We start from the raw sequence: 21,758 nt of genomic DNA, 5'->3' as shown, positions 1-21,758 counted from the left end.
GAAATCAAAGAAATCTTCCGTGCTTTCCGTGGACACCCAGGTTTTTCTCTGAGCACCCATCAAGCCTGATCAGCGCTTCGGCAGTCCACCCAGCAGCGCCGCAACCTTGGCTTTCTGCGGCTTCACCTGTGGCGCCTTTTCGTCTTCGCGCTTGTCCGCTTCGGTCGCTGCCGCCGACGGTTCGTACGGTTTCAGGAACCAGGGGTCGACCTTTTCCTTGCGTGGGGCGTAGGCGCTGCGGGAGCCGTATTGCGATCCGCGGCTGCTCGACGGAGCGCGTTCTTCTGCGCCTTCGTAACGGTGGCGGCGCTCGGTCGAGCGCGGCGTGAAGCCGCTCAGCTCGACGCGCGCAATGTGGTGCTTGATGAGTTTTTCGATATCGGCCAGCGAGCGCGCATCCTTGTCGGTAAAGAGCGAGATCGCGTCGCCCGATGCGCCGGCACGGCCGGTACGGCCGATGCGGTGCACGTAATCTTCCGCGTTGTACGGCAAATCGAAGTTGATCACACAGGGCAGCTCGGCAATGTCGAGGCCGCGCGCGGCGACATCGGTGGCGACCAGTACTTCGATCGAGCCTTGCTTGAAGGCGTCGAGCGCGGCCATGCGTTCGGCTTGCGTCTTGTCGCCGTGGATCGCGGCAGCCTTGACGCCTTCCTTTTCCAGATGGCGCGACAGGCGCGAGGCGCCGATCTTGGTGTTGGAGAAGACGATCACCTGCTTCAGGTTGCGCTCGCGGATGATGTGCGCCACCGCGTCGCGCTTGGCTTCCTCCTCGACCTTGTAGAGCACCTGGGTGACGTTGTCGGCGGTAGCGTTGCTGCGCGCCACTTCGATGGTCACCGGGTTCTTGAGGAAGCTGTTGGCGAGTTTCTTGATCTCGGGTGAGAAGGTGGCCGAGAACATCAGGTTCTGGCGCTGCGCCGGCAGCAGGTTGATGATGCGCTGCAGGTCGGGCAGGAAGCCCATGTCGAGCATGCGGTCGGCCTCGTCCATCACCAGGATCTGCGTCTGCGACAGGTTCAGCGTCTTCTGCTGGACGTGGTCGAGCAGGCGGCCCGGCGTGGCGATCAGGATCTCGACGCCGGCGCGCAACGCGGCGGTCTGCGGCGCCATGTCGACACCGCCGAAAACCACCGTGGAGCGCAGCGGCGTGTGGCGCGAGTAGTTTTTCACGTTCTCCGCGACCTGGTCCGCCAGTTCGCGTGTCGGCGTCAGGATCAGGGCGCGCACCGGGTGGCGCGCGGGCGATGCGCTGGCGCTGGCATGCGCCAGCAGCAGCTGGATGATCGGCAAGGAAAAGCCGGCTGTCTTGCCGGTGCCGGTCTGGGCGGCGCCCATCACATCGCGGCCTTGCAGCACGATGGGAATGGCCTCGGCCTGGATCGGCGTCGGGTGGACATAACCTTGGTCGGCGAGCGCGCGCAAGATGTCGGGCGAGAGTCCGAAGTCTTCGAAGCGGACCGCAGGCGCGGCAGGTTGCGTGGGTGCTAACAGGGTGTCTGACATCATCTTTTCGGTGGGCCTGCGAGAGGCCGTGAAGTAAGGGCGGCGGCGAACTTCCGTCCAGAAATGCCGCTCGGGTAAAACAACCTTCCATTATACGCCTGCGTATTTCAGGCGGCGTCTTTGCCGGCCCGGCTCCAGGCTGTGCCATGGGCAACCCGGCACACGACAAGTTCTGATCAGACCAGCAATGATCCGGAAAATTGCAGGGCAATCCCCTCTAAAAGACGAGAAATCTGGAATTCATCCATGACCTTGGATGTGTTTTTCGCAACATTTCATGACAAATTGGCGTGTAGTTGATGCCATCTCTTGAGGAGGGTCGCAACGGGAATGATTGATGTCCACGGAAAACACAGAAAACACGGAAAGAAGTGCAAGAAAATCTTCCGTGTTTTCTGTGTTTTCCGTGGACAAAATTATTGCCCCGAAATTTCCTCCGGCGCTCGACAAGCCCGACTACGCGCTCACTGCACGCTTGGGTGCCTCCTGCGCTCCTGCGTCGAACCATTGCAGTTTCTGCTGCAGGGCGACGACTTCGCCGATGATGATGAGGCAAGGTGATTTCAGGGCCTGTTCGGCGACGCGCTCGGGAATGCTGGCCAGCGTGCCGGTAACGACGCGCTGGCTGTGGGTCGTTCCCTGCTCGACCACCGCTGCGGGCACGTCGGGCATGCGGCCGTGCGCGATGAGCTGGCGGCTGATTTCGGGTAGCGCGCCGAGCCCCATGTAAATCACAACGGTCTGGCGCGGGCGTGCGAGGTTGTCCCAGTCGAGGTTGAGGCTGTCGTCCTTGAGATGGCCGGTGGCGAACACGCAGGATTGCGCGTAATCGCGATGGGTGAGCGGAATGCCGGCGTAGCAGGAGACGCCGCTGGCGGCCGTGATGCCGGGAACGATCTCGAAGTCGATGCCTTCCTCCGCCAGCGTCTCGGCCTCTTCGCCGCCTCGGCCGAAGATGAACGGATCGCCGCCTTTCAGCCGCACCACCTGCTTGCCCTGCCGCGCCAGCCGCACAATCAGCGCATTGATCTCGTCCTGCGGCAGCGTGTGCCTGCATTTCTCCTTGCCCGCATACACCAGTTCCGCGCCCTTGCGCACGAGCTCCAGGATGCCGCTGCCCACGAGGTGGTCGTACACCACCGCATCGGCCTGTGCCAGCAGCCTCGCAGCGCGCAAGGTCAACAGTTCCGGATCGCCGGGTCCGGCGCCGACGAGAAATACCCTGCCGACGCGCCGTCGCTCGCCGGCCGGGTCGAAGCGCTGCAGGATGGGTGGCGATTTGCTCATGATGAGGTCCCTTGCTACCTGAATTTTGTCTGGCGCGCTTGTCGTGTTCTTTGTCGTGCTTTCAGCGGTTCTCAATCTATCTTGCAGTACTCTGAAAAAAATTGATGTGAGTTAAGGAAATACCAAATCTGTCACGGCACTCTACGACCATCTCGCAAAACGACGGTTAATCTGTTTTCCGCGATCAAACCGTCCGGTGCCCGGTTTTAGTCGAAGCAATCGCAGTCCTCATCATTCTCGTCAAGGAGCAAAAAATGAAGCCGATCGTTCGCCCCATCGCGGCACTGCTGGCAGCGTTGCCGCTGGCTGTCGCAGTCGTGCATGCGCAGGAAAAGCAGCCCCATGAAGGCGCAGAGCTGAAGTACCAGGCAGGCGGTTCGCCAATGGCGACCGAAGAGATGCACCAGAATATCAACCCGAAGGCGCCGCCGATGACCAAGGCGGAGTTCGAGCAGGCCAAGCAGATCTATTTCGAGCGCTGCGCCGGTTGCCATGGCGTGCTGCGCAAGGGCGCAACGGGCAAGCCGCTGACGCCGGACATCACGCTGGCCAAGGGCACGGATTACCTGAAGGTGTTCATCGCCTACGGCTCGCCCGCGGGCATGCCGAACTGGCAGACTTCCGGCGACCTGACCGAGAAGCAGGTCGACCTGATGGCGCGCTACGTGCAGCAGGAGCCGCCGACGCCGCCAGAATACAGCCTGAAGGACATGCAGGCGACCTGGAAGGAAATCGTGCCGGTGGCGCAGCGGCCGAAGAAGAAGATGAACAGCTACAACATCAACAACATCTTCTCCACGACGCTGCGCGATGCCGGCCAGGTGGCGCTGATCGATGGCGACACCAAGAAGATCATCAACATCGTCAAGACCGGCTACGCGGTGCACATCTCGCGCCTGTCCGCTTCAGGCCGTTATCTGTACGTGATCGGCCGCGACGCGCGCATCAATCTGATCGACCTCTGGATGGACAAGCCGGACAACGTCGCCGAAATCAAGATCGGCCTTGAAGCGCGTTCGGTGGAAACCTCGAAGTACAAGGGCTTTGAAGACAAGTATGCCGTGGCAGGCTCCTACTGGCCGCCGCAGTTCGTAATGATGGAAGGCGAGACGCTCAAGCCGCTGAAGATCGTGTCCACGCGCGGCATGACGGTCGACAACGAATACCATCCGGAACCGCGCGTCGCTTCCATCGTTGCCTCGCATTACAGGCCGGAGTTCGTGATCAATGCCAAGGAAACCGGCAAGATCATGCTGGTGAACTACCAGGATCTGAACAACCTGAAGATGACGACGCTGGATGCGGCGAAGTTCCTGCATGACGGCGGCTTCGATTCAACCGGCCGCTACTTCCTCGTGGCTGCCAACGCGTCGAACAAGATTGCCGTGGTCGACACCAAGGAAGACAAGCTCGCGGCGCTGGTCGATGTGGGCAAGACACCGCATCCGGGACGCGGCGCCAACTTCATCCATCCGAAGTTCGGCCCGGTGTGGGCAACCAGCCACCTTGGTGACGAATCGATCTCGCTGATCGGCACCGATCCGGTGAAGCACAAGGCACAGGCCTGGAAGGTGGTGGCATCGATCAAGGGCCAGGGCGGCGGCTCGCTGTTCATCAAGACGCATCCGAAGTCACACAACCTGTGGGTGGACACGCCGCTGAATCCGGACGCGAAGATCAGCCAGTCAGTGGCCGTGTATGACATCAACAATCTCGACAAAGGCTTTGAAGTCCTGCCGATCGCCGACTGGGCTGATCTCGGCGAGGGCGCCAAGCGTGTCGTTCAGCCGGAGTACAACAAGGCCGGCGATGAAGTCTGGTTCTCGGTATGGAATGCCAAGGACAAGCAGTCAGCGATTGTCGTGGTCGATGACAAGACCCGCAAGCTGAAGGCAGTGATCAAGGATCCCCGCCTGATCACGCCGACCGGCAAATTCAATGTCAACAACACACAGCATGATGTTTATTAATAGGAGAAAAAGGATGAAAGGATTCATCGCAGTCATCGGCACTACCGCAGCAATGTTCCTGGGTGGCGCCGCACACGCGGCGGACGCCACCGCGCTCGCACAGAAGGACGGCTGCCTTGCCTGCCATTCGGTGGACAAGAAAGTGGTCGGCCCCGCATTCAAGGATGTCGCCAAGAAGTATGCCGGCAACAAGGGCGCGGAAGCGATGCTGCTGAAGAAGGTGAAGGAAGGCGGCAGCGGCACATGGGGCGCGATCCCGATGCCGCCGAACGGCCCGAGGGTCAGCGATGCTGACATCAAGACCCTGGTCGATTGGGTGCTGTCGCTCAAGTAAGCGATGACTGGCTGACCGGACATGCGGGTTGCGCGCGAGCGCATCCCGCATGCCCAGAACGGACAAGAGGAACAGGTATGAACCAGATTTGCGGCACACCGGTCGACAGGACCATGCACGGCCCTCCCTGCACCCGGATCGCCGTCAAGGTGCTGTTGTTCGCACTGGCATCAACCCTCTTCCAGCCCATCTTCGCAGCAGATGCTGTCTCTTATTCTCCCGATCCTGCCCCCGTACGGCGCAGCGAATTGATCAACCTGGTACGCCAGGACTGTGGTTCCTGCCATGGTCTCACGCTCAAAGGCGGCCTCGGCCCTGCCCTGCTTCCCGAGACGCTCGGCGACAAGCCGGTGGAGTCGCTCAAGGCGACCATCCTGCAAGGACGTCCCGGCACGCCGATGCCGCCATGGAAGCCGTTCCTGACCGAGACGGAAGCGGAGTGGATCGTGCACCAGTTACAGAAAGGATTTCCGAGTGCGCGCTAGCATCACATTTATCGCAGCAGCCCTAGCCGCTGCGCTCGCAGGCTGCGCCACACCGGCCTTGCGTGGCACCGGTGATCTCGGCGTCGTGATCGAGCGGACCACCGGCAGCGTGCAGATCGTCGACACCACGCAGCGCGTACCGATCGCATCGGTGCAGGGACTGGGTGACCTGTCGCATGCATCGGTGGTGTATTCGCGCGATGCACGCTATGCCTATGTATTCGGCCGCGATGGCGGCCTCTCGAAAGTGGACCTGCTCAAGGGCGTGATCGCGCGGCGCGTCGTCCAGGCCGGCAACAGCATTGGCGGTGCGATCTCGCAGGACGGCACGCTGATCGCAGCACAGAATTACACGCCGGGCGGCGTGAAGGTGTTCAATGCCGATACGCTCGAACTGCTGGCCGATGTGCCGGCCACCTACGGCACGCAGGGGCAGCGCGCAAAGGTCGTCGGGCTGGCCGATGCGCCGGGCAAGCGTTTCGTGTGGAGCCTGTTCGAAGCGGGCGAAATCTGGGTCGGCGATTTCAGCGACCCGCGTCATCCGCGCATCGACAAATTCAGGAACGCCGGCCGTGAGCCGTACGACGGCATGATCACGCCGGATGGACGCTATTACATCGCCGGCCTGTTCGGCGAGGACGGCATGGCGCTGCTCGACCTGTGGCATCCGGACAAGGGCCTGCGCCGCGTGCTCGACGGCTACGGCAAGGGCCAGGAGAAGCTACCGGTCTACAAGATGCCACACCTGCGCGGGTGGGCGGTGGCGGGAAGGTACGCCTACCTGCCGGCAGTCGGGCGGCATGAGGTGCTGGTGCTCGACATGGAAACCTGGCGCGAAGCAGCGCGCATTCCCGTCTCCGGGCAGCCGGTGTTCGTAATGGCGCGGCCGGACGGCAGGCAAGTGTGGGTGAACTTCGCCTTCCCAAACAACAGCCATGTCGAGGTGATCGACGTGGAGACGCGCAACGTGGTGAAGCGGCTGGAACCCGGCAAGACCGTGTTGCACATGGAATTCACGCCGCGCGGCGAAGCCGTGTGGATATCGGCACGAGACGACAACCGGGTGGTGGTGTACGACACCGCGACGTTCGAGCAACGCAAGGTATTGCCGGCGACCGCACCAAGCGGCATTTTCTTTACCTCGCGCGCAGGCCGCACGGGACTGTAGATTGCCATGAGCGCCAACTCCTCCGCATCGCTGAGCACACTGGAATTCACGCTGCTGAATGCCTACCAGCGCGGCTTCCCCTTGCTGCCGCGGCCGTTCGCTGCATTGGCCACGCAGCTGGACACGGATGAACAGACGGTCATCGGCACACTGCAGCGATTGCAGCAGCGCGGCATGATCAGCCGCGTGGGCGCGGTGTTCCGGCCGAACGTCATCGGCGTGAGCACGCTGGCGGCGCTCGCGGTGCCCACCGCCCGGGTGGAAGAGGTCGCGACAATCATCAATGGCCATCCCGAGGTCAATCACAATTACGAACGTGAGCATCACTTCAACCTCTGGTTCGTCGCGACCGCGCCGTCGGCAGAACTGTTGCGTGGCGTGCTGGAAGACATCGAATCCGCAAGTACGTGCGGCAGCATGCTGGTATTGCCGATGCTGGAGGACTATCACATCGATCTTGGCTTCGACCTGGCTGCACAAGGCGGAGGCATCAACGCATGCAGGCCCGCCCGGCGCCCGTGTCATGCGCCATTGAGCGCACCGGATCGCCAACTGATCGCCGCCTTGCAGGACGGCCTGCCGCTGGTCGCACACCCCTTTGCACAGCTCGGCATGCCCGAGAAAGTAGCAATCGCCACCATTGCGCGCTGGCTCGATGAAGGCGTGATCAAGCGCTTCGGCGTCGTCGTGCGCCATCACGAGCTCGGCTATACCGCCAACGCGATGGCGGTCTGGGACCTGCCGGACGGTATCGCCAGTGAATTCGGCAGGTGTATCGCAGCCACCGGCAAGGTCACGCTCTGCTATCGCCGCCAGCGGCAGTTGCCCGAATGGCATTACAACCTGTTCTGCATGGTGCATGGCAAGGATCGTGCGGAAGTCGAAGCCAGCGTTGCCGCGCTGATCGACGCCTGCGGCCTCGCCGCCTATCCGCATGCCTTGCTGTTCAGCCGCCGCCGTTTCAAGCAGCATGGCGCGCGCTACGCTCCCCTGCGCGAGGCTGTCCATGGATGACATCGACCGCGCCATCATCAACCAGTTGCAGGGTGGCCTGCCAGTGTGCGAGCGGCCTTACCTCGAAGCGGCGCGGCACATCGGCATCAGCGAGAAGGAGCTGATCGATCGCCTGTCGCAGCTGCTCGAACGCGGCGTGCTGACCCGCGTCGGCCCACTGTTCCAGATCGAACGCATGGGCGGCGCCTTCACACTGGCCGCGCTGCACGCCCCCGAAGACCGCTACGAGCAGGTCGCACAATGCGTGAATGCGCTGCCGCAGGTCGCGCACAACTACGCCCGCACGCACGAACTGAACATGTGGTTCGTGATTGCCACGGAAACGCCGGACGAAATCGAGGGAGTGATTGCACGTATCGAACGCGACACCGGCTGCAAGGTATTCAACTTCCCGAAGTCGCGAGAGTATTTTGTCGAGATGAAGTTGAAGGTGTGATTGACCTATAAAAACCTATGTCCACGGAAAACACGAAAAACACGGAAACTATTTTTCAGGTGAATGTGCGCATGGCACCGAGGAAACGTGGGTTTGGATTGAAAAATTCCTTTCCGTGTTTTTCGTGTTTTCCGTGGACATCCCTAAACGACGCATGCAAATGAAATCTGTCATCGACGCTACAGACCGCGCCATTATCATCGCGACCCAGCAGGGATTGCCGTTAGTGGAGCGGTCGTACCATGCGATTGCGGAGCAGTTGAAGCTGGATGCGGATGAGGTAATGGCGCGGGTGCGGCGCATGCAGGAGACGGGGGTGATCCGGCGCATTGGGGTGGTGCCTAACCATTACGCGATCGGTTACCGGGCGAACGGGATGACTGTGTGGGATGTGCCGGACGACGTCGTCGATGAACTCGGCCAACGTGTGGGCAAGCTGGAATTCGTCACGCATTGCTATCGGCGTCCGCGCCATCTGCCGGAGTGGCCGTACAACCTGTTCGCGATGGTGCATGGGCACAGTCGCGAGGAGGTCACCGGGCAGATCGCGCAGATCAAGGAGGTGCTCGGCGCGCACGTGCGCAGTCATGACGTGCTATTCAGCACAAGGATTCTCAAGAAAACCGGCCTCAGGCTGGCCGGATGAAGGAAAACACCAAGGAAAACATCATGTTTCGTATCAGCCAGTACATGCATGAACTCGCCCATCCGACGCCGCTCGGGCCGAAACGCAATCCGCCGGGGCCGGTCGTGATCTGGAACCTGATCCGGCGCTGCAACCTGACCTGCAAGCATTGCTATTCGATCTCCGCCGACAAGGATTTCGCCGGCGAGCTGAGCACGGACGAGGTCTATACGGTGATGGACGACCTGCGCGCCTTCGGCGTGCCGGTGCTGATCCTGTCGGGCGGCGAGCCGCTGCTGCGCGGCGACATCTTCGAGGTGGCGCGGCATGCGAAGAAGATGGGGTTCTATGTCGGTCTGTCGACCAACGGCACGCTGATCAATACCGGCAACATCGAACAGATTGCCGCTGCCGGCTTCGATTATGTCGGCATCAGCCTGGATGGCATGCACGAGACGCATGACATCTTCCGCCGCAAGGACGGTGCGTTCGATGCGTCGCTGCATGGCGTGCGCCTGTGCCGTGGCGTCGGCATCCGCGCTGGCGTGCGCTTCACGCTGACGCAGGACAATGCGCATGACCTGCCTGCGCTGTTGCAGCTGGTCGACGACGAGGGCATCGACAAATTCTATCTGTCGCACCTCAACTACGCGGGGCGCGGCAACAAGAACCGCGGGCATGATGCCTTCCTGCAGACCACGCGCAATGCGATGGACCTGCTGTTCGATACCTGCTGGGAGAACGTGCAGAACGGCATCGAGAAGGAATTCGTCACGGGCAACAATGATGCGGATGGCGTGTACCTGCTGCACTGGGTGCGGCAGCACATGCCGGAGCGTGAAGCTCATCTCCGCGCGAAGCTCGCGCAGTGGGGCGGCAATGCGTCCGGCGTGAACGTGGCGAATATCGACAACCTCGGCAATGTGCATCCGGACACGATGTGGTGGCAGCACAATCTCGGCAATGTGCGCGAGCGCAAGTTCTCCGACATCTGGCGCGACACCTCCGACCCGCTGATGACCGGACTGAAATCCAGCCCGCGTCCGGTCAAGGGCCGCTGCGCTGCATGCAACTACCTCGACATCTGCGGCGGCAACACGCGCATCCGCGCATTGCAGCTGACCGGCGATCCGTGGGAAGAAGATCCGGCCTGCTACCTGAGAGACGAGGAAATCGGCCTGGACGCGCCGCGCGAACGCGTGCCGCTGAAACCGTACGTCAAGATCCGCGCAACGGGGGCAGCATGAGGCGACTGATGAAAACCGCGATCTCGATCGCGGCGGCCGGCATGGCACAGCTTGCTGGTGCAACTGGTGCAGCCGACGCCCCGGCGCTGTTTCAAACACATTGCGCGAGCTGTCACGGGCCGGACCGGCTGGGCCTGATTGCCCCTGCCCTCCTGCCCGGCAACCTCGACCGGCTGCGCAAGCCCGATGCGGTCAAGACCGTCACAAACGGGCGCATCGCAACGCAGATGCCGCCCTTTGCCGACAAGCTGAGTGCGGACGATATCAAGCAGCTCGTGGATTACATCTACACGCCGCCGCCGGTCACGCCGGACTGGAGCATCGATGCGATCCGCGCGTCGCGCATCCAGTACCATGCACCGGACAGCCTGCCCGACAAGCCGGTGTTCAAGGCCGATCCGCTCAACCTGTTCGTGGTGGTCGAGCTTGGCGACCATCACGCCACCATCCTCGATGGCGACAGGTTCGAGCCGATCACGCGTTTCCCGACTCGCTTTGCACTGCACGGCGGCCCGAAGTTTTCGCCGGACGGACGCTATGTCTATTTCTGCTCGCGTGACGGCTGGATCGCGAAGTACGACATCTGGAACCTGACGCTGGTGGCGGAAGTGCGTGCCGGCATCAATGCGCGCAACATGGCGGTATCGAGCGATGGCCGCTATGCGATCGTGGCGAACTACCTGCCCCATACGCTCGTGATACTGGACACGAAAGACCTGTCGCCGATCCGCATGTTCGATGTGAAGAGCCGCAGCGGCAAGAGTTCGCGTGTGTCGGCGGTGTACGACGCGGCGCCACGCAAGAGCTTCGTGGCGGCGATGAAGGACATTCCAGAAGTGTGGGAGCTGAGTTATGACGAGCATGCGGAACCGGTATTCGAAGGCTTCGTGCACGACTACAAGATGGCGGAGGGGCTGGCCACGCCGGGCCCGTTTGCGCCACGCCGCATCGAGCTCGATGACTACCTCGACGACTTCTTCTTCGACGCGCATTACGACGACATGATCGGCGCCTCGCGCGAAGGGCGCGGGCAGGTGGTCAACCTGAACGTGCGGCGCAAGATCGCGAGCATCGACCTGCCCGGCATGCCGCATCTCGGCTCGGGAATCAGCTGGCAGTACCAGGGCCGCACCGTGCTGGCGAGCCCGAACCTGAAGGAAGGCGTGGTGACCGTGGTCGACATGAAGACCTGGCAGACCATCAAGCACATCAAGACCCTCGGCCCGGGCTTCTTCATGCGCAGCCATGAGAACACGCCGTATGCGTGGGTCGATGCCTTCAACAGCAAAGAGCATCACGACGTCATCCAGATCATCGACAAGCAGAAGCTGGAAGTCGTCGGGCAGGTGCAGCCGAGTCCCGGCAAGATCGCGGCGCACACCGAGTTCACGCGGGACGGCCGGTATGCGCTGGTCAGCGTGTGGGACGATGACGGCGCGCTCGTCGTGTATGACGCAAAGACGCTGAAGGAAGTAAAGCGCCTACCGATGAAGAAGCCCTCGGGCAAGTACAACGTCTACAACAAGATCACGCGCTCGGAAGGCACCAGTCACTAAACAACTGCGCAGGCGTCCGCCGCCTGCGCAGCCTATATCTTCATACAAGCATACAGCACTGCATGGTCTTCGCATTGCAGCAATCCGCTGCATACCTGCACATGCATTCCTCTTTCCGCACGGCGCTGCCGCTGTCTTTTGCCTCGATCCGGCACTGCACAAGAGCGCATTTCCATACATCAAACGTGGTTTTTTGTTGAGCGTTTGGCCAACGAGCTTTTTCTTTTTTCTTGATACGTATCATGTTTTTTTAAAACCCTCCTGACGTAACTTCCAAGTTGCCAGATCCGACGTTCCTGATCCATATCAGGCCGGCATCCACATGCCGGGAGTGAAAAAAATTATTCGAATTATTCAACGCATGCCGGGCCACCGGCTTCAGGGAGGAAATGATGTCAGCAAATCCTGACTTGCATATCGAGGACGACGCGGAAGAACGCGTACCCGCCATGCAGCAGATTCTCGATAACCCGTTTCTGCTGCTGTTCATTGGCGTCACCGTTCCGACGGTGTTCTACATCATCTGGGGTGTCATGGAAATCGTGACCATCCCGATGGGAAAATAAGGAGACTTCCATGAGCGCGATACACCCGCCCACCAGGAGACTGTGGTGGAAGCAGCCTATCGACCGCGTCGAAGGCACCTGGATCGGCATTGCCTTCATCTGGTGCCTGTTCATGTTCTTCATGATGCCGTTCTGGCACGTCTACGGCAAACAGAACCTTTCCAACGAAGCCTATCGCACCACGCCCGAGATCTACAGCAAGAAGGCGCAGGCGATGGTCGACAAGTACACGGTGCGCACCGAAAGCGACCAGAAGATTCCCGTGGTGCATCCGCCGGCGGGTAGCGACGTCTACCTGGTGGCACGCCTGTGGGCATGGTGGCCGATCCTCGAACTGGAACAGGGCAAGAGCTATCGCCTGCATCTGTCGGCGATGGATTACATGCACGGCTTCTCGCTGCAGCCGGAAAACATCAACCTGCAGGTCATCCCCGGCTACGAGATGGTGGTGACAGTGACGCCAAACCTGGCGGGCCAGTATTCCATCGTCTGTAACGAGTACTGCGGCATTGGCCATCACACGATGGTCAACCGGCTCTATGTGGTGAACAAGTAAGAGGACCGCCCATGGCTAATCAAGAAACCTTCCGCACCTGTCCGCGCACAGGGCTGCAGTTCCACAAGTCCGCCGAAAATCTGATGAAGGCCAACGCAGTGGCCGCCGTGCTGTTCCTCGCGCTCGGCGGCGTGCTCGCGCTGCTGGTTGTGCTGACCCGCTGGCCGGCCGTCCACCTGCTGGCGGCCGACAAGTTCTACATGGTGCTCACCGCACACGGCCTCGACATGCTGGTGTTCTGGATCATCTTCTTCGAGATCGCAGTGCTGTACTTCTGCTCATCGACCCTGCTGCGATCGCGCATCGCCACGCCCAACATCGCGTGGGCGGCGTTCGCGCTGATGGTCATCGGCGGCATCACCACCAATGTGGCGATCTTCCAGGGCAATTCGAGCGTGATGATGACGTCCTACGTGCCGATGCAGGGCGCCCCGGCGTTCTACCTCGGGCTGATCCTGTTCGCCGTCGGCGCGCTGATCGGCTGCTTCGTGTTCTTCGGCACGCTGGTCGTGGCCAAGGCAGAGAAGACTTACCAGGGATCGATCCCGCTGGTGACCTTCGGCGCCATGACGGCAGCGATCATCGCCATCTTCACGATTGCCTCCGGCGCGATCATCCTGATCCCGACCTACATGTGGGTGATCGGCTACATCAAGAGCATCGACCCGCTGATGTACCGCGTGATCTGGTGGGCATTTGGCCACTCGTCGCAGCAGATCAATGTCGCGGCGCACATCTCGGTGTGGTACGCCATTGCTGCCATCGTGTTCGGCGCCAAACCGATGTCGGAGCGCGTATCGCGTTCGGCCTTCCTGCTGTACATCTTCTTCCTGCAGCTGGCCAGTGCGCACCACATCCTGGTCGATCCGGGTGTCTCCTCCGAATGGAAGATCTTCAACACCAGCTATGCGATGTACCTCGCGGTGCTCGCTTCGATGGTGCACGGCCTGACCATTCCCGGCGCGATCGAAGTGGCGCAACGCGAGAAGGGCTTCAACAAGGGCCTGTTCGAGTGGATCCGCAAGGCGCCCTGGGGCAATCCGGTATTCTCCGGCATGTTCATCTCGCTGGTCGGCTTCGGTTTCCTCGGCGGCATCTCCGGCGTGATGATGGGTACCGAGCAGCTCAACATCATCATCCACAACACGATCTACGTGCCAGGCCACTTCCATGCAACCGTCGTCGTCGGCACCACGCTGGCATTCATGGCGCTGACCTACTTCCTGATCCCGGCACTGTTCAAGCGCGAGCTGATCCTGCCGACACTGGCCAAGTGGCAGCCCTATCTGTTCGGCATCGGCATGAGCGTGTTCACGCTGGTGATGATGGGTGCCGGTACGCTCGGTGTGCCGCGCCGCCACTGGGACATGTCCTTCGCCGGCACGGCGTTGCCCTATGAGTTCCCGGGCAGCGCCTACCTGCTGATGTCGCTGGTGGGCATCAGCGGCGTTGCGGCAGTCATCGGCGGCATCGCGTACATCGTGATTACGGTGGGATCCATCTTCTTCGGCAAGCAGCTTGAAGGCGGCGCCGAGCACAACAAGCCGACGCAGCTCGTGCCGCCGGTGGTCACCTCGCATGGCCACGGCAACATCGGCGTCGCCGGCTTTGCTGCGCCCGGCACCTTCGTGTTTGCCATGGTGTTCCTGGTTGCCTTCGTGCTGTATTACTTCATCAACTGGAAGTACCTGTCCCAGCTCTGGGGCATGAGCTAGCGGTTGCAGAACGGGTTCCCTCGCGGGGGAACCCGGTCCCTCTCTTGATTCACTCAGAGAACATCCGACATGAGCAACCTCGCCAAACAAATTCTCAACGTCTTCAAGCTGCGCATCGGCGTGGTGATCGCCCTGACGGCGCTCACCGGGTATGCGATGGCGCCCGGTGCGCACGCACCGGCATGGAAAGCGGCCCTGATCGGTGTTGCAGTGCTGCTCTCGGCCGCGGCGGCCGGTGCGTTCAACCAGTACGTGGAGCGCGATATCGACATCAAGATGGAACGCACGCGCAACCGGCCCTTCCTCACCGGCGCGCTCAGGCATGGCCCGCAATGGCTGTGGCTGATCGCCGTGATGGTCGGCGGATCGACGCTCGTCACCGCATGGGCGCTGAACTGGATCTCGGCGCTGTACGTGTTCCTCGGCGCGTTCTTCTATGCCGTGGTCTATACCGTCTGGCTCAAGCGCCGCACCTGGCTCAACATCGTGATTGGCGGCCTGGCAGGCAGCTTCGCGGTGATGGCCGGCGCCGCGGCAGTCAATCCGCAGCCCGAGCCGCTCACCCTGTCGCTGGCCTTCGTCCTGTTCCTGTGGACGCCGCCACATTTCTGGAGCCTCGCCATCGCGCGCGTCGACGATTACCAGGCGGCGCGCGTGCCGATGCTGCCGGTGGTGATCGGCGTGCCGGCTGCCTCGCGCGTCGTGCTCGCCAACACGATTGCGCTGGTGGCCGCATCGCTCCTGCCGATGTGCTTCGGCGCCGGGCCGGCATATCTCGCCGGCGCGTTGACGGGCGGCGCGTATTTCATCGACAAGAGCGTGCGGCTGGCGCGGCGGCCGGAGCGCAAGACCGCGATGGTCAACTTCCACGCGTCGTTGTTGCAATTGACTGTCTTGATCATCGGCGCCATCGCCGATGCGGTATGGAACGCCTGAGCACATCATTCTTCCGCCATGCCGGCGGCGTGCTGCTGGCCGGCCTGTTCCTGCAGGCCGGCGCAGCGGAGCAATCGCAACTCGATCCGCAAGAAGCGTATCGGATCAGCCAGGCCGTGGTCGGCACGGCGCCGGGTGACTACACCCTGCGTGACCGCGAAGGCAGGCCGGTACGGCTGTCGTCGTACCGCGGCCAGCCCTTGCTGGTCAGCTTCATCTACACAGGATGTTTCCAGGTTTGCCCGAGCGACACCGCGCTGATCGCGCGCGCCGTCGACGCCACGCAGGACCTGCTGGGCCACGGCACCTTCCGCGTCGCCAGCATCGGTTTCAATGTGCCTTTCGATTCGCCGCAGGCCATGGCGGCATTCGCACGCGAGCGCGGCATCAGCGCGCGCAACTGGGAATTCCTCAGCCCGGACATGAGAACCATCGGGCCGCTCGCGCGCGACTTCGGTTTCAGCTACCTGCCCACGCCGAAGGGTTTCGACCATCTCACTCAGCTGACCGTCGTCGACCGTGATGGCCGCATCTTCCGTCAGCTCTACGGCGATGGCCTGAATGCGCAGGCCATCGTCTCCACCTTGCGCGACATGGACAACGGCGTCGTACCGGTGCCGTCCGGATGGTCCGGCGTGGTCGCGCGCGTTCGTTTGTTGTGCACGGTGTATGACAGCAACACCGGCAGTTATCGCACCAACTACGCTGTCGTCATCGGCCTGCTCGCCGGCGCCAGCATTCTCGGCAGCGTCGCGTGGCTCCTCTTCAGCGAATGGAGGAGCCAGCGAAAGCAGGCTTAGGAGTGCATTGAATTGAATGTCTTGCCCATCAAGCAGGCAGCGGCCGCAACGCAGCCTGCATCTTCACCGGAAAAATCGCCGGCCATCTCACCCTTCCCCGCCGCTCTGCGCGCATTGCGATCCGTCGAGAGACTGTTCGACCGCGCGTTCGGCACGACGCACAATCCGTGGCACAACCTCGGCGCGCTGTCCTATTTCTTCTACTGGATCATCGCTGCCACCGGCATGTACCTCTACATCGTGTTCGATACCGGTGTGCTGGACGCCTTCCGCTCCGTCGAGGCGATCACCCGGCAATGGTATTTCGGCGGCGTCATCCGCAGCCTGCACCGCTATGCGTCGGACGCCTTCGTGGTGACCATGACGGCACACCTGCTGCGCGAGTTCCTGCATGGCCACTTCGCCAATTTCCGCTGGTTCTCCTGGGTCAGCGGCGTCCCGCTCCTCTGGCTGGTCATCATCTGCGGCATCAACGGCTACTGGCTGGTGTGGGACCAGCTCGCGCAGTTCATCGCGGTCGGCACAGCGGAACTGCTCGACTGGCTGCCAGTGTTCGGCGGTGCCATGGTACGCAACTTCCTGACGCCGGAAACGATCAGCGACCGCTTCTTCTCGCTGCTGGTGTTCATGCACATCGGCCTGCCGCTGCTTCTGCTGGCAGGCATGTGGATCCACATCCAGCGCATCAGCCGTGCGCGCAGCAAGCCGCCGCGTGCGCTCGGCTGGGGCACCATGATCGCGCTGCTGGTGCTGTCGCTCGTCGAGCCCGCGATCAGCGCGGCGCCAGCCAACATGATGACGGCGCCGGCCGAGCTTTCGCTCGACTGGTTCTACCTGACCGTCTATCCCCTGCTGTATGCGTGGACGCCGGGGCAGGTGTGGGCATTGCTCGGCGGCGGCACGGTCCTGCTATTCCTGGTGCCGGCCGTGTTCCGGCGCAAGCGCGCGCAGGTCGCGGTGGTCGATTTACCCAACTGCAACGGCTGCGGGCGCTGCGTCAGCGACTGCCCGTACTCGGCGGTGACCATGCAGCCGCGTACCGACGGCGCGCGCTTTGCGATGGAAGCCGTGGTCAATTCCGACCTGTGCGCCTCCTGCGGCATCTGCGCCGGCGCCTGCCCCTCCTCGACGCCTTTCCGCAGCATCGGGCACCTGGTGACCGGCATCGACATGCCGCAGCGCTCGGTGCAAGCCCTGCGCACCGAACTGGAGACTGCCTTGCGCAGCCTCGATGGCGACAAGACCAAGGTCTTGGTGTTCGGCTGCGATTGCGCGGCGCAGGTCAGCGGACTGGCGCGGGAGGGTGTTGCGGCAGTCAGCCTGCTGTGCACGGGACAGCTGCCGCCTTCGTTCATCGAATTCGCGCTGCGCAATGGCGCGGACGGCGTACTGCTCACCGGCTGTCATGAGGGCGCATGCGAATTCCGTCTTGGCCCAGCATGGGCGCGCCAGCGTGTCGAGGGCGAGCGCGAGCCGCACCTGCGGCGCAACAACTTCGACATGCGGCGCGTGCGGATGTCGCCCGCGAGCGTAGTGGAAACGCACCGTCTAAGTCGGGAGATCGATGCCTTCCGCGAGGAGCTGCAGCACATGGGCACGCAGCCGGAAACCGCTGCCACGGAAGACCAGGAGACGCGCCATGGCTAAATGGATCGGACAGGCCGTATTTTTTCTTCTGTTCGTGCTGGGAGTCGGCTTCTTCTCCAGGGCGCCGCTGTATCACTATCTCGACAAGAACGAAGCCCTGATCCGGTTGAGCGTCAGCCACAATGGCCAGCTGGTTGGCGAGTGCCGCCAGCGCACCGCAGAGGAACTGAACAAGCTCTCGCGCAACATGCGCGCGCTGCAGGATTGTCCGCGTGAGCGCTCGCCGGTCACCATTGCCATCGAGTTCGACGGCAAGCCCTTGTACCATGAAGTGGTGCAGCCCTCGGGGCTGTCGCACGACGGCGCCTCGACCGTCTACCACCGCTTCACCGCACCGGCCGGGGAGCATCGCCTCGCCGTGCGCGTCAATGATTCCGTCAAGGTCAAGGGTTTCACCTATCAGCGCGAAGAAGTCGTGAACCTGCGCGCGTCGCAAGTGCTGGTCATCGACTTCAACCATCAACAAGGCGGAGTGATCATCAAGTGAACGTCACCACACACAGCTCCCATGCTGCGGCCGGCCCGGCTCTGTCGGCCGCACCCGCCGCCACCGATTTCTCGATTGCCGTGCCGCGCGATGCGCGCCTCTCGCTGGCGCGCGCCTGGCTCAGTCTGTCGCTGGCTTCCCTGATCGTGGCCGGCATCCTGTCGGTGCTGCTGGTGCTATCGCGGACGCCCTACCTGCAGAAGCTGCTGCCGGTGGCGGATTTCTTCCACGTCGCGCTGGTGGTGCACGTTGACCTGTCGGTGCTGGTGTGGTTCCTGTCCTTCGCCGGCCTGCTGTGGAGCATCAACGGCGGCACACGCTTCATGCCGCTGGCCTGGGCCGGCTGGACGGGTGCGGCGGCCGGTGCAGCGATCATGAGCCTGGCACCGTTCTTCGGGCGCGGCGGCGCGATCATGAGCAACTACGTCCCCGTGCTGGACGATCCACTGTTCCTCGGCGGGCTGGTGGTGTTCGGCATTGGCATTGCCTTGCTCGCGCTGCGCGCGATGCTGACTGCGCCCAAGGTCGGCACGCGCCCCGACGGGCAGTCGGCGTTGTCCTTTGGTCTGAACACCGCCGCGGTTGCAACCGCGGTCGCGTTGTTCGCGCTGGTGTGGTCCCTGCTCAGGGTACCGGCCACGGTGGAAGCCAAGGGCTATTACGAGCTGCTGTTCTGGGGCAGCGGCCACGTCATCCAGTTCACCTACACGCTGATGATGCTGGTGGCGTGGCTGTGGCTGGCCAATGCCTGTGGTGCGCGCGTTCCGCTCACGCCGCGCGTCGCGCTGCTGCTGTTCGCGATCGGGCTGGCTTCGGTGTTTGCGGTGCCGCCGATTTACCTCGCCTACGATCCCACCTCGGTGGAACATCGCAACCTGCTCACCTGGCTGATGCGTTTTGGCGGCGGCCTGCCCATCCTGCCGGTGGCGCTGGCGGTGGTCATCGGCATGGCCGGACGCCGCGGTGCTGTGCTGACCGCGCAGCAGAAGCCGCTGCATGCGGCACTGGTTTCTTCGCTCGCGCTGTTTGCCATCGGCGGCCTGATCGGCTTTCTCATCCACGGCAGCAACGTCAAGATCCCCGCGCATTACCATGGCTGCATCGTCGGCGTTACGCTAGCGCTGATGGGCCTCGCCTATCACTTGCTGCCGCACTTCGGGTATGTGGCGCCCTCCTCGCGCATGGCCGCGTGGCAGCCTTACATCTATGGCTTCGGCCAGTTGCTGCACATCGTCGGCCTGGTCTGGTCCGGTGGCTATGGCGTGCAGCGCAAGGTGGCGGGCAGCGAACAGGTGCTGCGCAGCACGCAGGAAATCGCCGGCATGGGCCTGATGGGGCTGGGCGGACTGATCGCCATCATTGGCGGCATCATCTTCCTCGTGGTGGTCCTGAAAGCGATGCGCGCCGGCGTCGAAGGCACGCGTGCATGAACGTTGATGCGCGCCACGCGCGCCTGATCGCCAACCTGTGCGGCTTTGCTGCCTGCCTGATGCTGCTGGTGCTGGCAGCCAGCGCCTTCATCCGGATCGAGCACAACGGTTGCACCAACGTCGCCTTCCCCGCGACGCTGAGCATGATGGCGCGCGTGATGCATCGCGTAGCGGCGTCGGCGGTCGGCATGCTGCTGATCATGATCAGCGCCTTTGTGCTCAATGGCCGGCCCGTGCTGCGCAGCCGCCGCGCCTTGCTCGTGATGCTGTGGGTGCTGACGGTGTTCCTTGCCGTGCTCGGCCGCTATACCGCCGGCGGCACCTTGCCGGCGATCGTCATCGGCAATGTGGTGGCAGGCATGGCGCTTGCGGCGCTGTTCTGGCGCCTGCGGCTGTCTTTCCTGCCGCGCGAAACCTGGCAGCGGCCGGAACGCCGCGTCAGTGCGCTGAGCCGGTCGGCACGCTCGCTCGCGGCCTTCCAGGTCTGGATAGGCGGCTGGTGCGCCGGCCTGGTCGCGGCGACTAGCTGCGATGCGCTTTCTTCGCCGCGCGACATCATGCTATGGCCGGGCCCGTTGGCGTGGAAGGCGCTCAATCCCTTCGCGATCCAGTATGGCGCCAGCCCGGCGCTGCTGCAGGCCACGCACTGGCTCGGCGCCGTGCATGCAGCGAGCGCATCGCTGCTGCTGGTACTGGTCGCCCAGCTCTGCCTGCGGCTGCGTGATGCCGGCGGCGCCATGCGCAGGAACTATCCGGCACTGCTTGCCCTCTTGCTGATCCAGTTGGCGCTCGGCCTTGCCATGGTCTTCGGGGGGCGCTTCCTGTTGGCGGGCGTACTGCACAACATCATGGCCACGCTGATGCTCATCAAGCTGGTCGAGGTCGATTTCCAGCTGAACCGGCATTGAGGTCGGCGCGCTGAGGCCAGCACGCTGCGTGGCGCGCTCTGGCCGCGTGCTTCGGTCGCATACGTCAGCCGCCGCAGAATGCGCTCAGCCTTGCGTGCGAGCATCCTTGGGCTTGTCACCCTTCGGCCAGTCCTTGGCCTTCGCCGGGTAGTCGGGTCGCGGCTGGTGCGTGACAAATTCCGCCACATCGACCGCTTCCTGTTCGGTGAGCGTATCCGGCTGTCCGAGCGGCATGTTGTGCCTGACGAATGCCGCGGCCGTATAAGTACGCGCCATGCCCGCGCCGACGTTGAAGGAATACTTGCCCCACAGCGGCGGGAAGGCATAACTGCCGTTCGGATTCTTCACGCCCTGCCCGTCCGGCCCGTGGCAGGCGACGCACTTCGCTGCATAAACCTCTTTGCCGTGTGCCGCGTTCGGTACGAGCTCGCGATTGATCTGTCCGAATCCGCGCCCCTTCACGCTGACACCGGTGGGCACGCCGGATGACAGCCATTGCATGTACGACAGGATGTCGTTCATTTCTCGCGAATCGTAAGGCAAGGGCTTGCCGTTCATCGATCGCTGGAAGCAGTCATTGACACGCTGTTGCAAGGAATTCACATTGGCATTGCGCGTACGGTATTCGGGAAACACGCCCCAGATGCCGACCCACGGTGAGGCGCCTGGCGTAGTGCCGGCGTTGAGGTGGCAATTGGAGCAGGTCAGTTTGTTGCCCACGTTCTTCGGCAGGCGCTGGTGCGTTTCGGTCAGCAGCAGCTTGCCGTTGCGGATGGCGTCGCCTTTCGGCCCCGACGGGATCGAGGATTCGTCGGGCACCTTGAATTCGGCCGTGGGTGGCGCAGCGGTCTGCGCGTGGGCGATGCTGGAAATCGCGCCGGTCAGGATGAGCGCCGCGAGCGAGCGATACGACATGGTTTGTCCTCCCTGCAAGACTGGTTCATTTTGCAAGTGACGAGCGCATCGGCAGGCGTCCGATTGACGGGCGCCCGCACCAGCGCCGCACCGGTTCAACCTCAAAGGAATTTCCACGCGGCGATCGCTTTCAAGGAAAACAATCTATTCCGCGTGAAAGTATGACCGGG

21 protein-coding genes are annotated in these 21,758 nt (G+C 62.6%); 18 read left to right on the top strand and 3 right to left on the bottom strand.

Annotation, left to right across the window (positions count from 1 at the left end):
• Positions 1-69: 69 nt before the first annotated feature.
• Together VJ698_RS02360 and cobA are read right to left on the bottom strand one after the other, a co-directional pair.
• The gene (locus VJ698_RS02360; protein WP_324101196.1) at positions 70-1,506 is read right to left on the bottom strand and encodes a DEAD/DEAH box helicase; all 1,437 of its coding nucleotides are present in this window, start codon (positions 1,504-1,506) and stop codon (positions 70-72) included.
• 456 nt (positions 1,507-1,962) lie between these two features.
• Positions 1,963-2,793 carry a uroporphyrinogen-III C-methyltransferase gene (gene cobA, locus VJ698_RS02355; RefSeq protein ID WP_324101052.1) on the bottom strand — a complete coding sequence of 277 codons (831 nt, stop codon included), beginning with the start codon at positions 2,791-2,793 and terminating at the stop codon, positions 1,963-1,965.
• Between the two features lie 254 nt (positions 2,794-3,047).
• Here cobA and VJ698_RS02350 point away from each other — a divergent pair, with 254 nt between their 5' ends.
• The 18 genes from VJ698_RS02350 to VJ698_RS02265 all read left to right on the top strand — a co-directional run bounded on the left by VJ698_RS02350 (position 3,048) and on the right by VJ698_RS02265 (position 20,673).
• Positions 3,048-4,763 carry a cytochrome D1 domain-containing protein gene (locus tag VJ698_RS02350; protein ID WP_414691090.1) on the top strand — a complete coding sequence of 572 codons (1,716 nt, stop codon included), beginning with the start codon at positions 3,048-3,050 and terminating at the stop codon, positions 4,761-4,763.
• Positions 4,764-4,776: 13 nt separating this feature from the next.
• Positions 4,777-5,097 carry a c-type cytochrome gene (locus VJ698_RS02345; RefSeq protein WP_414691089.1) on the top strand — a complete coding sequence of 107 codons (321 nt, stop codon included), beginning with the start codon at positions 4,777-4,779 and terminating at the stop codon, positions 5,095-5,097.
• A 77-nt stretch (positions 5,098-5,174) separates the two neighbouring features.
• The gene (locus tag VJ698_RS02340; RefSeq protein WP_324101051.1) at positions 5,175-5,582 is read left to right on the top strand and encodes a cytochrome c; all 408 of its coding nucleotides are present in this window, start codon (positions 5,175-5,177) and stop codon (positions 5,580-5,582) included.
• On the top strand, positions 5,572-6,750 hold the full coding sequence (locus tag VJ698_RS02335) for a cytochrome D1 domain-containing protein (protein ID WP_414691088.1): 1,179 nt from the start codon (positions 5,572-5,574) through the stop codon (positions 6,748-6,750). Before VJ698_RS02340 ends, VJ698_RS02335 begins: the two co-directional genes overlap by 11 nt.
• A 6-nt stretch (positions 6,751-6,756) precedes the next feature.
• Positions 6,757-7,764, top strand: a complete 1,008-nt coding sequence (locus tag VJ698_RS02330) for an Lrp/AsnC family transcriptional regulator (RefSeq protein ID WP_324101050.1) — start codon at positions 6,757-6,759, stop codon at positions 7,762-7,764.
• On the top strand, positions 7,757-8,200 hold the full coding sequence (locus VJ698_RS02325) for an Lrp/AsnC family transcriptional regulator (protein ID WP_324101049.1): 444 nt from the start codon (positions 7,757-7,759) through the stop codon (positions 8,198-8,200). The genes VJ698_RS02330 and VJ698_RS02325 overlap by 8 nt, the downstream gene beginning before the upstream one ends.
• Positions 8,201-8,360: 160 nt before the next feature.
• Entirely contained in the window at positions 8,361-8,846 is a 486-nt protein-coding gene (locus VJ698_RS02320) for an AsnC family transcriptional regulator (RefSeq protein ID WP_324101048.1), read from the top strand.
• Between the two features lie 23 nt (positions 8,847-8,869).
• Positions 8,870-10,072, top strand: coding sequence for a heme d1 biosynthesis radical SAM protein NirJ (gene nirJ, locus VJ698_RS02315; protein ID WP_324101047.1), 1,203 nt, complete (start codon positions 8,870-8,872; stop codon positions 10,070-10,072).
• A gap of 8 nt (positions 10,073-10,080) precedes the next feature.
• A complete protein-coding gene (locus tag VJ698_RS02310) occupies positions 10,081-11,628 on the top strand; it encodes a cytochrome D1 domain-containing protein (protein WP_324101046.1) in 1,548 nt (515 codons plus the stop codon).
• Between the two features lie 389 nt (positions 11,629-12,017).
• Positions 12,018-12,194, top strand: a complete 177-nt coding sequence (locus VJ698_RS02305) for a hypothetical protein (RefSeq protein WP_324101045.1) — start codon at positions 12,018-12,020, stop codon at positions 12,192-12,194.
• Between the two features lie 10 nt (positions 12,195-12,204).
• Positions 12,205-12,750: a cytochrome C oxidase subunit II gene (locus VJ698_RS02300; protein ID WP_324101044.1), complete on the top strand. Its 546-nt coding sequence runs from the start codon at positions 12,205-12,207 to the stop codon at positions 12,748-12,750.
• A gap of 11 nt (positions 12,751-12,761) precedes the next feature.
• Complete coding sequence (locus VJ698_RS02295; protein WP_324101043.1) at positions 12,762-14,465, top strand: cbb3-type cytochrome c oxidase subunit I; 1,704 nt, start codon at positions 12,762-12,764, stop codon at positions 14,463-14,465.
• 69 nt (positions 14,466-14,534) lie between these two features.
• Entirely contained in the window at positions 14,535-15,401 is an 867-nt protein-coding gene (cyoE, locus tag VJ698_RS02290) for a heme o synthase (protein WP_324101042.1), read from the top strand.
• Positions 15,389-16,201, top strand: coding sequence for an SCO family protein (locus VJ698_RS02285; protein ID WP_324101040.1), 813 nt, complete (start codon positions 15,389-15,391; stop codon positions 16,199-16,201). Before cyoE ends, VJ698_RS02285 begins: the two co-directional genes overlap by 13 nt.
• 12 nt (positions 16,202-16,213) lie before the next feature.
• Positions 16,214-17,848: a hydrogenase iron-sulfur subunit gene (locus tag VJ698_RS02280; protein WP_324101039.1), complete on the top strand. Its 1,635-nt coding sequence runs from the start codon at positions 16,214-16,216 to the stop codon at positions 17,846-17,848.
• Complete coding sequence (locus tag VJ698_RS02275; RefSeq protein WP_324101038.1) at positions 17,841-18,335, top strand: hypothetical protein; 495 nt, start codon at positions 17,841-17,843, stop codon at positions 18,333-18,335. The genes VJ698_RS02280 and VJ698_RS02275 overlap by 8 nt, the downstream gene beginning before the upstream one ends.
• The gene (locus VJ698_RS02270) at positions 18,332-19,765 is read left to right on the top strand and encodes a cbb3-type cytochrome c oxidase subunit I (RefSeq protein ID WP_324101037.1); all 1,434 of its coding nucleotides are present in this window, start codon (positions 18,332-18,334) and stop codon (positions 19,763-19,765) included. The genes VJ698_RS02275 and VJ698_RS02270 overlap by 4 nt, the downstream gene beginning before the upstream one ends.
• Positions 19,762-20,673, top strand: a complete 912-nt coding sequence (locus VJ698_RS02265; RefSeq protein ID WP_324101036.1) for a COX15/CtaA family protein — start codon at positions 19,762-19,764, stop codon at positions 20,671-20,673. The genes VJ698_RS02270 and VJ698_RS02265 overlap by 4 nt, the downstream gene beginning before the upstream one ends.
• 84 nt (positions 20,674-20,757) lie before the next feature.
• On the opposite strand, the gene VJ698_RS02260 is transcribed toward VJ698_RS02265, so the two are convergent.
• Complete coding sequence (locus VJ698_RS02260; RefSeq protein ID WP_324101035.1) at positions 20,758-21,588, bottom strand: c-type cytochrome; 831 nt, start codon at positions 21,586-21,588, stop codon at positions 20,758-20,760.
• Between the last annotated feature and the right edge of the window lie 170 nt (positions 21,589-21,758).

Source organism: Noviherbaspirillum sp., assembly GCF_035254685.1.
GTDB lineage: Bacteria > Pseudomonadota > Gammaproteobacteria > Burkholderiales > Burkholderiaceae_D > Noviherbaspirillum.
Note: the sequence above shows the minus strand (reverse complement) of the source record. Positions and strands in the feature narration are given on the sequence as shown.

Coding starts and splice junctions, on each gene's coding strand:
- VJ698_RS02275 (WP_324101038.1), top strand. CDS start 17,841: ATGGCTAAATGGATCGGACAGGCCGTATTTTTTCTTCTGTTCGTGCTG.
- VJ698_RS02265 (WP_324101036.1), top strand. CDS start 19,762: ATGAACGTTGATGCGCGCCACGCGCGCCTGATCGCCAACCTGTGCGGC.
- VJ698_RS02345 (WP_414691089.1), top strand. CDS start 4,777: ATGAAAGGATTCATCGCAGTCATCGGCACTACCGCAGCAATGTTCCTG.
- VJ698_RS02330 (WP_324101050.1), top strand. CDS start 6,757: ATGAGCGCCAACTCCTCCGCATCGCTGAGCACACTGGAATTCACGCTG.
- VJ698_RS02325 (WP_324101049.1), top strand. CDS start 7,757: ATGGATGACATCGACCGCGCCATCATCAACCAGTTGCAGGGTGGCCTG.
- VJ698_RS02350 (WP_414691090.1), top strand. CDS start 3,048: ATGAAGCCGATCGTTCGCCCCATCGCGGCACTGCTGGCAGCGTTGCCG.
- VJ698_RS02305 (WP_324101045.1), top strand. CDS start 12,018: ATGATGTCAGCAAATCCTGACTTGCATATCGAGGACGACGCGGAAGAA.
- VJ698_RS02300 (WP_324101044.1), top strand. CDS start 12,205: ATGAGCGCGATACACCCGCCCACCAGGAGACTGTGGTGGAAGCAGCCT.
- VJ698_RS02320 (WP_324101048.1), top strand. CDS start 8,361: ATGAAATCTGTCATCGACGCTACAGACCGCGCCATTATCATCGCGACC.
- VJ698_RS02360 (WP_324101196.1), bottom strand. CDS start 1,506: ATGTCAGACACCCTGTTAGCACCCACGCAACCTGCCGCGCCTGCGGTC.
- VJ698_RS02310 (WP_324101046.1), top strand. CDS start 10,081: ATGAAAACCGCGATCTCGATCGCGGCGGCCGGCATGGCACAGCTTGCT.
- VJ698_RS02260 (WP_324101035.1), bottom strand. CDS start 21,588: ATGTCGTATCGCTCGCTCGCGGCGCTCATCCTGACCGGCGCGATTTCC.
- cyoE (WP_324101042.1), top strand. CDS start 14,535: ATGAGCAACCTCGCCAAACAAATTCTCAACGTCTTCAAGCTGCGCATC.
- VJ698_RS02295 (WP_324101043.1), top strand. CDS start 12,762: ATGGCTAATCAAGAAACCTTCCGCACCTGTCCGCGCACAGGGCTGCAG.
- VJ698_RS02340 (WP_324101051.1), top strand. CDS start 5,175: ATGAACCAGATTTGCGGCACACCGGTCGACAGGACCATGCACGGCCCT.
- VJ698_RS02285 (WP_324101040.1), top strand. CDS start 15,389: ATGGAACGCCTGAGCACATCATTCTTCCGCCATGCCGGCGGCGTGCTG.
- cobA (WP_324101052.1), bottom strand. CDS start 2,793: ATGAGCAAATCGCCACCCATCCTGCAGCGCTTCGACCCGGCCGGCGAG.
- nirJ (WP_324101047.1), top strand. CDS start 8,870: ATGTTTCGTATCAGCCAGTACATGCATGAACTCGCCCATCCGACGCCG.